This is a genomic window from Stenotrophomonas maltophilia (assembly GCF_001676385.1).
Lineage (GTDB): Bacteria > Pseudomonadota > Gammaproteobacteria > Xanthomonadales > Xanthomonadaceae > Stenotrophomonas > Stenotrophomonas maltophilia_J.
In genome coordinates this window covers 260,611-273,853 of sequence record NZ_LYVJ01000003.1, presented here as the reverse complement: position 1 = coordinate 273,853, position 13,243 = coordinate 260,611, and the positions used below count along the sequence as shown (strand labels likewise).

General features: G+C 69.0%; 11 protein-coding genes. 10 read left to right on the top strand and 1 reads right to left on the bottom strand.

Annotation, left to right across the window (positions count from 1 at the left end):
• The first annotated feature begins 37 nt into the window (after window positions 1-37).
• The 9 genes from A9K58_RS05380 (at window position 38) to A9K58_RS05340 (ending at window position 9,675) form a co-directional block, all read left to right on the top strand.
• Window positions 38-1,288: an NAD(P)/FAD-dependent oxidoreductase gene (locus tag A9K58_RS05380; protein WP_065198366.1), complete on the top strand. Its 1,251-nt coding sequence runs from the start codon at window positions 38-40 to the stop codon at window positions 1,286-1,288.
• Complete coding sequence (locus A9K58_RS05375) at window positions 1,276-1,833, top strand: DUF3261 domain-containing protein (protein WP_065198365.1); 558 nt, start codon at window positions 1,276-1,278, stop codon at window positions 1,831-1,833. Before A9K58_RS05380 ends, A9K58_RS05375 begins: the two co-directional genes overlap by 13 nt.
• On the top strand, window positions 1,830-3,014 hold the full coding sequence (locus tag A9K58_RS05370; RefSeq protein WP_065198364.1) for a beta-ketoacyl-[acyl-carrier-protein] synthase family protein: 1,185 nt from the start codon (window positions 1,830-1,832) through the stop codon (window positions 3,012-3,014). Before A9K58_RS05375 ends, A9K58_RS05370 begins: the two co-directional genes overlap by 4 nt.
• A complete protein-coding gene (locus A9K58_RS05365; RefSeq protein ID WP_065198363.1) occupies window positions 3,011-3,466 on the top strand; it encodes a hotdog family protein in 456 nt (151 codons plus the stop codon). The genes A9K58_RS05370 and A9K58_RS05365 overlap by 4 nt, the downstream gene beginning before the upstream one ends.
• Window positions 3,463-4,194, top strand: coding sequence for a 3-ketoacyl-ACP reductase FabG2 (locus A9K58_RS05360; protein ID WP_065198362.1), 732 nt, complete (start codon window positions 3,463-3,465; stop codon window positions 4,192-4,194). Before A9K58_RS05365 ends, A9K58_RS05360 begins: the two co-directional genes overlap by 4 nt.
• Entirely contained in the window at window positions 4,194-5,432 is a 1,239-nt protein-coding gene (locus A9K58_RS05355) for a beta-ketoacyl-ACP synthase (RefSeq protein ID WP_065198361.1), read from the top strand. Before A9K58_RS05360 ends, A9K58_RS05355 begins: the two co-directional genes overlap by 1 nt.
• Before the next feature lie 50 nt (window positions 5,433-5,482).
• Window positions 5,483-5,923: an excinuclease ATPase subunit gene (locus A9K58_RS05350; protein WP_065198360.1), complete on the top strand. Its 441-nt coding sequence runs from the start codon at window positions 5,483-5,485 to the stop codon at window positions 5,921-5,923.
• A gap of 160 nt (window positions 5,924-6,083) precedes the next feature.
• On the top strand, window positions 6,084-6,344 hold the full coding sequence (locus A9K58_RS05345) for a YcgL domain-containing protein (RefSeq protein WP_065198359.1): 261 nt from the start codon (window positions 6,084-6,086) through the stop codon (window positions 6,342-6,344).
• The gene (locus A9K58_RS05340; protein ID WP_065198358.1) at window positions 6,337-9,675 is read left to right on the top strand and encodes an ankyrin repeat domain-containing protein; all 3,339 of its coding nucleotides are present in this window, start codon (window positions 6,337-6,339) and stop codon (window positions 9,673-9,675) included. Before A9K58_RS05345 ends, A9K58_RS05340 begins: the two co-directional genes overlap by 8 nt.
• Window positions 9,676-9,732: 57 nt before the next feature.
• Here A9K58_RS05340 and A9K58_RS05335 read toward each other — a convergent pair whose 3' ends face one another.
• The gene (locus A9K58_RS05335) at window positions 9,733-11,511 is read right to left on the bottom strand and encodes a monovalent cation:proton antiporter-2 (CPA2) family protein (protein WP_065198357.1); all 1,779 of its coding nucleotides are present in this window, start codon (window positions 11,509-11,511) and stop codon (window positions 9,733-9,735) included.
• 343 nt (window positions 11,512-11,854) lie between these two features.
• Here A9K58_RS05335 and mgtE point away from each other — a divergent pair, with 343 nt between their 5' ends.
• Window positions 11,855-13,225 (top strand): magnesium transporter, encoded by a 1,371-nt coding sequence (mgtE, locus tag A9K58_RS05330; protein WP_065198356.1) that lies wholly within the window; start codon window positions 11,855-11,857, stop codon window positions 13,223-13,225.
• Window positions 13,226-13,243: the final 18 nt, after the last annotated feature.

Genomic DNA, 13,243 nt, shown 5'->3' with positions numbered 1-13,243 from the left:
TCCTTCTTCCACTTGATCGAGCAACAAGGACGCACCGATGAATACTGCTGTGGATGCTGTCGAACGTACCGAGATCCTGATCATCGGCGCCGGCCCTGCCGGCTCCGTGGCCGCGGCGATGCTGCGCCAGCAGGGCCGCCAGGTGCTGATGCTGGAGCGCCAGGCGTTCCCGCGCTTCTCCATCGGCGAAAGCCTGCTGCCGCAAAGCATGGAGTACATCGAAGCCGCCGGCCTGCTGCAGGATGTGGTCGAAGCCAGGTTCCAGTACAAGAACGGCGCCGCGTTCGTGCATGGCAACGCCCGCACCGCGTTTGATTTCCGGAAGAAGTTCTCGCCGGGCTGGGGCACCACCTACCAGGTGCAGCGCGCCGACTTCGACAATGTGCTGGCCCGGGGTGCCGAACGCATGGGTACCACGCTGCGTTTCGGTGATGAAGTGCTTGCGGTCGAGCCGGGCGAGCAGCCGGCGGTGACGGTGCGCCGCCCGGATGGCAGCGAATACCGCATCGAGGCCGATTTCATCCTCGACGCTTCGGGCTTCGCGCGGCTGCTGCCGCGCCTGCTGGACCTGGAGTCACCATCCAACTTCCCGGTGCGCGGGGCGATCTTCTGCCACGTGCGCGACAACATCCCGGCCGAGGCGGACTTCGACCGCAACAAGATCCTGATCACCACCCACCCCGAACACATCGACGTCTGGTACTGGACGATCCCGTTCTCCAACGGCTGCTGCTCGCTGGGCGTGGTTGCCGAGCCGTTATTCTTCGAACGCTATGAGGGCGACGACCTGCAGAAGCTGCAGGCCATCGTCGGCGAGGACCCCAACTTGACCCGGTTGCTGGCCAACGCCGAATGGGCGGTGCTGCCGGTGCGGCGCATCACCGGCTATTCGGCCAACGTCCGTTCGCTGTGGGGTCCCGGCTATGCCCTGCTGGGCAACGCCGGCGAGTTCCTCGATCCGGTGTTCTCATCCGGCGTCACCATTGCATTCAAGTCCGCGCAGCTGGCCAGCGAATGCCTCAAGCGCCGTTACGCGGGTGAAGCGGTCGACTGGGAGGCCGAGTTCTCGATTCCGCTGCGCGCCGGCGTGAAGACCTTCCGCCGCTTCGTCGAAAGCTGGTACGAAGGCGGCTTCCAGAAGATCATCTACCATCCCCAGCAGCAGCCGGAAGTCCGCGACATGATCAGTTCCATCCTGGCCGGTTACGCCTGGGACACCAACAACCCCTACGTGGCCGACGACAGCGGCCGCCGCATGCGCGTGCTGGAGCAGCTGTGCGGCGCCTGATTGCCCATGCGCCTGCGCTGCTGCTGTGCCTGCTGCTGGCTGCCTGTGCCGGCCGCATGCCGAAGCCGTTGGTGGAACTGCCGCCGCTGCGCCTGTCACCGGCCAGCCTGCCGGCGCCGCTGGCGCTGCAGCAGCAGCTGCATTTCCGCTTCGGCACGCATGAGCGCGACCTCGACGCACTGCTGGAGGCCGATGCGCAGCAGGTTCAGCTGGCGGTGCAGGCGATGGGCCAGACCGGCGTGCGCCTGCAATGGGACGGCCAGCAGCTGACCCAGCAGCGCGCGCCATGGCTGCCGCCGCAAGTGCGCGCCGAACGCGTGCTGGATGACCTGCAGTTCGCGCTGTGGCCGACCTCGGCCATTGCCGCCGCGCTGCCGGCCGGCTGGCAGGTCAGTGATGACGGCCAGCAGCGCAGCCTGTCGCGCGCTGGCACGGTGTGGCTGCAGCTGCGGCGCCTGGACGATGGCAGCGTGCAGCTGGACAACCGCGCCGAAGGCTATGCGCTGCGCATCGACTCGATCGACATGGCCGGGCCGGACCGATGAGTGCACCGATCTACCTGAACGACATGGGCGTGGTCTGCGCACTGGGCGATGGCCGTGCCGCAGTAGCGTCGGCGCTGTTCGCCGATGCGCCGGGCGGGCTCAGCGACAACGACAGCCTGCTGCCGGGGCGCACCTTGGCCCTGGGCGAAGTGCGCACGCCGCTGCCCACGCTGGATGACCTGCCGGTGGCCCTGCGTGGGCGCAACAACGCTCTGTTGGACGTGGCACTCGCGCAGATCGCCCCGGCGGTGAGTGCAGCCATTGCCCGCCATGGCGCTGAACGCGTGGCGGTGGTGCTGGGGACCAGCACCTCGGGCATCGGCGAATCCGAGCAGGCACTGCGTGCCCACGCCGAACAGGGCCAGTGGCCGCCCGGGTTCGATTACGCGCAGCAGGAAATGGGAACGGCCGCGCAGTTCGTGCGCCATCGCAGTGGCGCGCAGGGACCCGCGTGGACCCTGTCCACTGCCTGCTCGTCCAGTGCCAAGGCACTGATGTCGGCCGCGCGCATGCTGCGCGCCGGCATTGTCGATGCGGTGATCGCCGGCGGCGCCGATTCGCTGTGCCGCTTCACCGTGGCCGGCTTCAGCGCGCTGGAATCGGTGTCGGCCCTGCGTTGCAATCCGTTCTCGCAGCACCGCGCCGGCATCAACATCGGCGAGGGCGCCGCACTGTTCCTGCTCACCCGTGAACCCGGCCCGGTGTGCCTGGCCGGTTGGGGCGAATCGGCCGACGCCCATCACATGTCGGCGCCCGACCCGCAGGGCCTGGGGGCCATCGATGCAATGCAGCAGGCCTTGCAGCGCGCCGGCTGGCGACCCGGCGAGGTGGATTATGTGAACCTGCATGGCACCGCCACCGGCCACAACGACGCGATGGAAGGCCTGGCGGTCGCGCAGGTGCTGGGCAACGGCGTGCCGGCCAGTTCGACCAAGCCATTGACCGGCCACACGCTGGGCGCTTCGGGAGCGATCGAAGCGGCGCTGTGCTGGATCCTGCTGGCCGAAAACCCGCAGCAGCAATTGCCGCCGCACTGGTGGGACGGCATCGCCGACCCGGCGCTGCCGGTACTGCCGCTGGTGGCGCCGGGCACCCGCATGGCGCAGCCGCCGCAACGGGTGCTGAGCAATTCGTTCGCGTTCGGCGGCAGCAATGCCGTGCTGGCACTGGAGCGCCGATGAATACGCTGTACGCGATCGAAGACGTGGTGCCGCACCGCCAGGACATGTGCCTGCTGGAGCGCATCACGCACTGGGACCAGGACACCATCGAAGCCGAACTGGTGGTGCCCGGGGCCGGGCTGTTCGTGGAAGATGGCGGCGTGCCCGCCTGGGTCGGCATCGAATACATGGCACAGGCCATCGCGGCCTGGGCCGGTTGCCGCGCGCGCACGGCCGGCCGGCCGCCGCAGCTGGGCTTCCTGCTTGGCAGCCGCCGCTACAGCAGCCCGCGCAGCAGCTTCCCCAGCGGGTCGCGGCTGCGCGTACAGGCGCGCTGCGAGCTGTTGGGTGACAATGGATTGGGGATGTTCGCCTGCCGCATCCTGGCAGGTGATGAAGAATGGGCGACAGCCAACGTGTCGGTGTTCGAACCGGCCGACGCGATGGCCTATCTGGAGAGTGGACAGGCATGACAGGGAATCGAAGCGTGCTGGTGACCGGCGCCAGCCGGGGCATCGGCCGGGCCATTGCGCTGCGCATCGCGCGCGATGGCTTCGACGTGGTGGTGCATTGCCGCAGCCGCCTGGAAGAGGCACAGGCCGTGATGGCCGAGATCCACGCACTGGGCCAGCAGGCCCGCGTGCTGATGTTCGACGTGGCTGACCGCGAGCAGGCACGCGCCGTGCTGGAGGCCGATGTCGAGGCGCATGGCGCGTATTACGGCGTGGTCTGCAATGCCGGCATCGCCCGTGATGGTGCCTTCCCGGCGCTGTCAGCGGACGATTGGGACCAGGTCATCCACACCAACCTGGATGGCTTCTACAACGTGCTGCATCCGCTGATCATGCCGATGGTGCGGCGGCGCAGGCCGGGGCGCATCGTCACCCTGTCGTCGGTATCCGGGCTGGCCGGCAACCGCGGCCAGGTCAACTACAGTGCTGCCAAGGCCGGCATCATCGGTGCCACCAAGGCGCTGGCGCTGGAACTGGCCAGCCGCCAGATCACCGTCAACTGCGTGGCCCCGGGCCTGATCGAGACCGAAATGCTCAACGACGAAGTGGTTGAACACGCACTCAAGCTGATTCCCGCCGGCCGTGTCGGCCGTCCCGACGAAGTGGCGGCCACGGTGGCGTTCCTGCTGTCCGAACCGGCCGGCTACATCACCCGCCAGGTGATCTCGGTGAATGGGGGCATGCTCTGATGGCCGCCGATCGTCGCGTGGTGGTCACCGGCGCCGCCGCCATCAGCCCGCTCGGCCACGACTGGCCGACCATCGAGGCGCACCTGCGCAGTTGCCGCAATGCGGTGCGCGCGATGCCCGAGTGGGATGTCTATGCCGGGCTGAACACCAAGCTGGCCGCACCGGCGCAGGACTTCGAGCTGCCACCGAACTACAACCGCAAGACCACCCGCTCGATGGGCAAGGTCGCGATCATGTCGGTGCGCGCCACCGAGGTGGCGCTGCGCGACGCCGGCCTGCACGAGCATCCGGTGCTGCGCAGCGGCCGTACCGGCGTGGCCTACGGCTCCTCGTCCGGCAGCCACGAGGCCACCGGCGAGTTCGGGCGCATGCTCAACGAGTTCACCACCGACGGCATCAGCGCCACCACCTACCTGAAGATGATGAGCCATACCGCGCCGGTCAATATCGGCGTGTTCTTCGGCCTGTCCGGGCGCGTCTATACCACGTCCAGTGCCTGCACATCGGGCAGCCAGGGCGTGGGCGCGGCCTATGAAGCGATCCGCAGCGGCAAGCAGACCGTGATGGTGGCCGGCGGTGCCGAGCAGCTCGACGCCACCGCTGCGGCGGTGTTCGACACCCTGTTCGCCACCAGCGTGCGCAACGATGCGCCGCAGACCACCCCGCGCCCGTTCGACGCCGGCCGTGACGGCCTGGTGCTGGGCGAAGGGGCCTGCACGCTGATCCTGGAGGACCTGGAGCACGCACAGGCGCGCGGTGCCACCATCCTCGCCGAGGTGGTCGGCTATGGCACCAACAGCGACGGCCAGCACGTCACCCAGCCCAGCGCGGATACCATGGCGCAGGCCATGCGCCTGGCGCTGGAGGATGCCGGCCTGGCCCCGGCGCAGATCGACTACGTCAACGCCCACGGCACCGCCACCGACCACGGCGACATTGCCGAGACCCAGGCCACCGCGCAGGTGTTCGGCAACCGCGTGCCGATCAGCTCGCTGAAGAGCTACGTCGGCCACATGCTGGGCGCCTGCGGCGCGTTCGAGGCCTGGCTGAGCATCGAGATGATGCGCGCCGGCTGGTTCGCACCCACCCTCAACCTGGCCGAGGTCGACCCGCGCTGCGGCCAGCTGGACTTCATCACGGGCCAGGGCCGCGACCTGCAGGCCGAGTACGTGATGAGCAACAACTTCGCCTTCGGTGGCATCAACACCTCACTGGTGTTCCGCCGCTGGCGCGAGTGATCCACCGCTTCACACAACCCACCTGCACCCTCGACAAGGAGAAGTTCCCCATGCGCCGTACCCTGATGATCGCCACTGCCACCGCGCTGCTGGCCCTGGCCTCCACCGCCTCTGCCCGCGAGACCCGCGTCGAGCAGTCCCTGCAGGAACTGGTCAATTCGCAGGCGGCCCGCGAGGCCGGCATCGACGGCAGCGTGCGCTTCTACCTGGCCGGCCAGCCGGTCAGCGTGCAGCAGCGCCTGGGCGAAGACGTGACCAACAAGAAGACCAACGCCGCCAACAAGAGCGACGCCGAAGCCTGCCGTTGGGTGGCCCTGTCGGCGTTGCGTGCCCTGCAGGACGGCGCCAAGTCGCGCGGCGCCAACGCCGTGGTCGACATCGTCAGCTACTACAAGAAGAACGAGTTCAGGAGCAGCACCAACTACGAATGCTACGCCGGTACCATCCTGGCTGGCGTTGCGCTGAAGGGCACCTACGCCAAGGTCAGGTAAGCGCCCGCGCGGCGGCGGCGCTGGCTGAACGCCGCCGCCACAATGCTGAACCCCACCCGGGAAACGCCGTCGATCACGCTGCCATCGTCGGCTGACGGCTTTCCCCGGTGTCGGCTTTCCGACACAATCATGGCTCTTCCCGGGTTATCGTCCCGCGGACATGCACGCCTACGTCTATAAAAGCCAACTCAAGCCGGACACCTACGTCTACGTTCCCCGACGCGATGATTTCAGCGTGCTGCCTGCACCGCTGCTTGCTTCGCTGGGGAGGCTCACTTTCGTCCTGGACGTGGCCCTGGATGCCCAGCGCCGCCTGGCCCAGGCCGATCCCGAAAAGGTCCGCAGCGAAATGAGCGAGCGCGGTTTCTACCTGCAGGTGCCACCGTCGGTGGCCAGCCTGATGCCGCGGCACTATGACTGACGCCTCCCGTCCGCGCGCGGTGTCGATCGCCTTCGCCGTCGGCCTGTTGCTGGCATTGAGCGCTGCGGTGGGTGGCTTGCCAGGGGCCATTCTGGCTGCGCTTTCACAACCCGCATTTGCGCTGGGCGTGTCGTGGTGGCGGCGCACCCGTGCGGTGCACCCGCTGAAAGAGCTTGCACGCCAGGATCTGGCTGCGCTGCTGGCGCTGTGGGCGGTCGCCCCGCTGTTGCTGGCGTTGCTGCTGGCCTGGCCGCTGGCGGCGTTGCGTGACAGCGGCAGCCTGGCGGCGGTGCTGGGCCTGAGCGTTCTGGTCAGTGCCGGCCTGCTGGCGGCCTGGCGCACCTGGCCGTTGTGGAATGATGTCGAACGCCTGGACGGAGGCCTTGCCCGGCACTGGCACGCGCTGGCCGGGCGCGACCTGACTGCCTGGCGCGGCCTCGGTGTCGCCACGCTGGTGATGGCGTTGGCCGCGCTGGTGGTCCTGCCGGCCTGGCCAGGCCTGTTGCCCGACGGGGTGCATGGGCCGGTGGTGCTGGGCGTGGCGTTGCTGTCACCGGTGCTGCACCTGCTGCTGCAACGGGTGGTGCCGGCTCCACTGGTATCGCTGCATCCGGGCCCGCTGGCCACGGCCGGCCGCGAGCACGAAGCGATGTACCCGGCCGCGGCCGAAACCGCGCCGTTGGAGGCGATGGCTCCGCAGGAACTGACCCCGGCGCTGTACGAGGCCGCGCGTCATGGCCGCGTCGACCGCGCCCTGCAACTGCTGCAGGCCGGTGCCGATCCGCATGCACTGCCGGACCCGGGCTGGCGTGACCAGCGCAGCCTGGCGGTGCTCGCCGCGGTGCTGCCGGACCTGCGCCTGCTGCGCGAACTGATCGGGCGCGGCGTCGATGTGAATGCGCCGCACCGGGGCATGACGCCGCTGCTGGCCGCCACCCGCGACAGCTGGCACGGCCGTCCTGAAGCGGTGATGACGCTGCTCGCCAACGGGGCCGATTCACGCGCCACCGACAGCGATGGCAACACCCCGCTGCACCATGCAGCGCGCAGCTCCGACCCCGGCGTGGCCGCGCTGTTGCGCGATGCTGCGGCCGAAGTCGACGCGCTGAACCGCGAGGGATGGTCACCCCTGGCCGTGGCTTGCCAGGTCGGCAACTGGCGCCTGGCGCGCTTCCTGCTCGAACGCGGCGCACGCAGCGAACCGGCCGAGGGTACCCCGGTGCTGCTGGCCGCTGCTGCCACCGAAGACGACGATCCGGCCGGCGTGCAGCTGCTGCTCAAGCACAAGGCGCGGGCCGATGCCCGCGATCGCCAGCGCCGCAGTGCGCTGCATGAGGCGGCGCTGGCCGGCCACGTGGACATCATCGGCGTGCTGCTCAACGCCGGTGCAAACCTCGAAGCACGCGATGCGCTCGGCCGTACGCCCTGGCTGGAAGCGGCGCGTGCTGGCCGCGCTGCCGTGATCGAACATCTGCTGCCGCACAAGCCCGATCTGGTCGCCGTGGATGGCGAAGGGCGCAATGCAGTGCAGCTGGCTGCGATGGCCGAGGATGTTTCGCCACTGCTGATCAAGCGCCTGGTCGAACTCGGCATTCCCGCCGACGCCACCGATCCGGTGGGCCGCCGCGCGGTGGACTACGCCGCCGAGGCTGGCCGCTGGGCGATCGTTGCGCTGCTCGACCCGACCTACCCGTTGCCCGCTGCGGTCAGTGATGGCCTGGCCGACCGTGGCGAAGCGTCCACGGCCAGCGGCCTGCTGCCGGATCGCCCGCCGTTGACCCTGCTGCGCGAAGCCCTGGGCTTCGGCAACACCGAAGGCATCGCGGCGCTGGCCCGGTTGTGCCAGCCGGAAGAACTGGGCGGGCTGCTGCTCGACCCGGAACTGGCGCTGGAGCCACGTGCGGTCGACTGGCTGCTGGCCCATGGCGCCGATCCCTATGTGCGCGACGCCTGCTCGGACACGCCGATGTTCGCCCTGCTGTCGCGCGGCATCGACGCGGTGCCCACGCTGCAGGTGATGCTGCAGCGTGGCCTGTCGCCGGCTGGGCGCGGCGGCCTGGCACGCTTCCTCGCGGCCTGCGCGCAGCACGACCAGGCCGCACGTGGCCTGGAACAGCTGGCGTTGGAACTGCTGGAGCGTGGCGCGGACCCGTTCGCGGCCTCGCCGGCCGGCGACCCGCCGCTGTCGCTGGCGGTCCGCCTGGGCTGGTTGCGCCTGCAGCAGGCCCTGCTCAAGGCGGGTGTCGATCGCGAAGCACGCGACAGCCACGGCATGACTGCGCTGCACCTGGCCACTGCGCTGGCCCGCGAAGGCGCGCTGAAGCTGCTGGTGCAGCACGGCGCATCACCGGAAGCGCGTGCCGCCGACGGCCAGACGCCGTTGGGCGTGGCGTTGTCGATCGGCCGCCGTGACCTGGCCGACTGGCTTGACTGGCGGGTGTGGCCATTGCCGCGCCGCACCCTGCGCGAAGCCGACCTGCCGGCCGCTGCGATGGCCGGCGATGTCGATGCGGTGCGCCGTCTCATCGATCTGGGATTCGCCGTCGATGCGGTCGACGCACAGGGCTGTACCGCGTTGCTGCGTGCGGCTGGCGGTGGCCATCTGGCCGTGACCGACCTGTTGCTGGCGCGGGGTGCCGATCCACAGCACGCCGCTGCCAGTGGCGCGACTCCGCTGTCGGCGGCCGTCAGCATGCGCCAGGTCGACATCGTCTCGGCCCTGCTTGATGCCGGTGCCAGGCTGGAACACCGCCTGCCCGGCGGGGTGACCGTGCTGATGCTGGCCTCGGCGCTGGGCCTGCCGGACATCGTCGCGCGCCTGCTCACTGCGGGTGCCGATGTGCAGGCGGGAGACGCGCAGCAGCTGGGCCCGTTGCACTGTGCCGCGCTGTATGGTTTTGGTGCCCGCGACCGCTCGCGCCTGCTGGCCCTGCTCGATACCCTGCTGCTGGCCGGTGCGGAACCGGACCAGCCTGCCGCGGATTCGGTCACGCCGCTGCTGCTGTTGCTGGGCGCGCGTGCCGAGCCCGGCACCGCCTGCGACGAGCAGGTGGTGATGGCGGCGGTGGAGCGCCTGCTGGACGAGGGGGTGAGCCTGGACGTGCGTGATCCGCGCGGGTTTGGCCCGCTGCACCTGGCGGCCCTGCACGGCCTGCCGCTGCTGGTGCAGCACCTGTTGCGCGCCGGCGCCGACCCGGAAGCACGCGACAGCCTGAACCGCAGCCCGCGCGAGATTGCCGTGATGCGCGGCTTCATCGACGTCGCGGGCGAGTTTGAACCGCGCGTGCCGGGCGTTTCCTCGATGGCACGGTTCCTGCGCGACAACGGCTGATCGCTGGAAAAGGGTAGTGCCATTGATCGGGTGGGTGCCGACCGTTGGTCGGCACACCTACTCGCCGTCGCTTTCCGCGTCGGCCTCGAACAGGTGCATCAGGTCGTTGCGGGCATCGCGCGACGTCTGGATCACGGCTGCTTCGTCGTCGTAGACCAGGTACTGGTCGCGCAGCAGTTGCTCATCATGCTCGCGGAAGCGCTGCACATGGCGTGCGGCCACGCCCGGAGCCACCCCGAGGGCGGTCAGCACGCGGCCGCTCATCTCCAGGCTGGTGCCGAATACTTCTCGGAACGGCTCGGCCGACATGTCCATCAGGCGCCACGCATGCTGGCGGTTGCGCGCACGCGCCAGCACCGTCGCTTCGGGGTACAGGCGGCGTACCATGCGCGTCACGCGCAGATTGGTGTCCGGATCGTCCACGGTGATCACGAATACATCGATGTGCTCGCCACCGGCCGCGCGCAGCATTTCCGGCCGGGTCGGGTCACCGTAGTACAGCAGGTTGCCGAAGCGGCGCAGGTCGGCGACGGTATCCGGGTTGGCCTCCAGCGCCACGAATGGCACCTTCTGTGCAGTCAGCAGGCGCGCGATCACCTGGCCGAAGCGGCCCATGCCGGCGATCAGCACTTTCGGCTGGTTGTCCGGCGCTACCTTGTCGGCGTCGGCCGCCTCGCGCGGCGCGGCCTTCTCCTGGCCGAGCAGCTTCAGCAGTGCAATCATCAGCAGCGGGGTGATGGCCATCGACAGGCCAACGATCGCCACCAGCCGGTCATGGTTGGCAGAGCCCAGCAGGTGCGCGCGCTGTGCTTCGTTGAACACCACGAAGGCAAACTCACCGCCCAGCCACAGCACGCTGCCCAGCAGCAGCGACTGCCGCGCGCTGAGCCGGGCGACGCGACCGACCGCGTACAGCAGGCTGAACTTGACCACCAGCAGGATGCCGACGCCACCGGCAATCATCCACGGCTCTGCAGCGATGCGGTCGAGGTCGATGCCCATGCCTACCGCGATGAAGAACAGGCCCAGCAGCAGGCCCTTGAAGGGCTCGATCTGCGATTCCAGCTCGTGGCGGAATTCCGAGTCGGACAGCAGCACGCCGGCCAGGAACGCGCCGAGGCTGGGGCTGAGGCCGGCTTCCTGCATGAACCAGGCCGTGCCCAGTACCACCAGCAGTGCGGTGGCGGTGAATACTTCCGGGCTGCGCGTGCGCGCGATGATGCCGAACACCCTGCGCAACACCGGCCGTCCGCACAGGATCACCACCGCCAGTGCACCCAGCGCGACGGCGGCGTCCTCCCAGCGCAGGGTCTGGTTCTTCGCTCCGCCCAGCAGCGGGATGGCTGCCAGCAGGGGGATCGCGATCAGGTCCTGGAACAGCAGGATGGCAAAGCCCAGCCGGCCATGGTCGCTGTTGATCGCCTTGTGCTCGGACAGCAGCTGCAGCCCGACCGCTGTTGACGACAATGCCAGTGCCACGCCCACCACCAGCGCGCTTTTCCACTGGAAGTGATCGAACAGCAGCAGGCCGCCCAGCACCAGCCCGGACAGCGCGACCTGCGCCGCACCGGCGCCGAACACCGAGCGCCGCATTACCTTCAGGCGCGCGGGTGACAGCTCCAGCCCGATCACGAACAGCAACATCACCACGCCGATCTCGGCCGCGCCGAGGATGCGGTCGGCGTCCTGCACGAAACCCAGCCCATCCGGTCCCAGCACCACGCCCGCCGCCAGGTAGCCCAGCACCGCGCCGAAACCGAACTTCTTGAACACCGGCACCGCGATGACTGCCGCCAGCAACAACACCAGGGCCAGTTCCAGACCGCCGCTATGCATGGGATTTCCTGGTCATCGGGCGAGCCCGCCGTGCGTCCGTCCGGGTGGAGAGGGCGTGGCGAACGCCACCTGCACATTATGCGCGCCGGCCCGCGTACGCACGAGAACCCCTGAAGGACCTGGGCACGCGTGGCGTCGCCCGGGTTGACCTGCATGGCCCGCAGGTCCAGACTGCCCGCCGCTGGCGGCGCGTCCGCCAGCATACGCACCCCGGAGTCCACACCCCATGTCCAGCGACAGTAGAAGCCGACCTCGTTCGACGCCAGCGATGGCCACCGCCTGACACCGGGACGGTCTGCCTGCGTTGGCGTTGCGCGAGGTCGCACCCCCACAAGGCAAACCGATGAACCAGAAGCAACTGCTGCGCCCGGTGGCCGATGCCGCCGCCCTGGCTGCACCGCTGGCCAGCTACAACACCGCCGACGCGGTGGAATTCCTCAACACGCTGGATCTGGCGCGTGCAGCCGAAACGCTGGCCGCGCTGCCACTGCCGCGCGCGGTGAAGATGCTCGAAGCGCCGGAACTGCACCGTAGCGGCCAGCTGGTGGCCGCGCTGCCGCCGGCGCGCGCCGCCGCCCTGCTCGGGCTGATGGCTGACGACCGCGCTACCGACATCGTCCACGAACTGGACGAGGACGAGCGCGAACGATTGATCCCGCTGCTCGGCGCTGACGCGCGCCAGGCGATCCAGAAGCTGCTCAGCTACCCGCCAAACACCGCCGGCGCGCTGATGACCACCGAATATGTGGCGGTGCCTGCCAGCTGGACGGTGGCGCAGACGCTGCAGCACATCCGCCAGGTCGAGCGCACCCGCGAGACCGTGTACGCGATCTACGTGCTCGACCCGTCCAGCCAGCAGCTCCAGCAGGTGGTGACCATGCGCAGGCTGATCACCGGCCTGCCGGAGGAATCGATCCTCGACGTGGCCCAGGTCAACCCGCCGGTGACGGTGGATGCGCTGATGGACCAGGAAGAAGTGGCGCGGCTGATCCGTCGCCACGATCTGCTGGCAATTCCGGTGGTCGACGCGCAACGGCAGCTGCTCGGCATTGTCACCGTCGACGATGTGCTCGATGCGCTGATTGAGGAATCGACCGAGGATGCGCACAAGTTCGGCGGCATGGAGGCGCTGGACAAGCCGTACATGCAGATCGGGTTCTTCGAGATGCTGCGCAAGCGCGCCGGCTGGTTGAGCGTGCTGTTCCTGGGCGAGATGCTGACCGCCAGTGCGATGCAGCACTACGAGGACGAGCTGGCGCGGGCGGTGGTACTGACCCTGTTCATCCCGCTGATCATGAGCTCCGGCGGCAACTCCGGCTCGCAGGCCACGTCCCTGTTGATCCGCAGCCTGGCCCTGCGCGAGCTGCGCCTGCGCGACTGGTGGAAGGTCGCCCTGCGCGAGATCCCGACCGGCATGGTGCTGGGTGGCATCCTCGGCGGCCTCGCCGTCGTGCGGATCGTGATCTGGCAGCTGGGGGGACTGCACGACTACGGCGAGCACTGGATCCTGCTGGCCGTCACCATCGGTGCGGCGCTGGTCGGCATCGTTACCTTCGGTTCGCTGTCCGGCTCGATGCTGCCCTTCATCCTCAAGCGGCTGGGCTTTGACCCGGCCAGCGCCTCGGCGCCGTTCGTGGCCACCCTGGTGGACGTGACCGGGCTGGTGATCTATTTCAGCATTGCGGCACTGATCCTGCACGGCACGCTGCTGTAACAAGAAAGGGGACGGAGG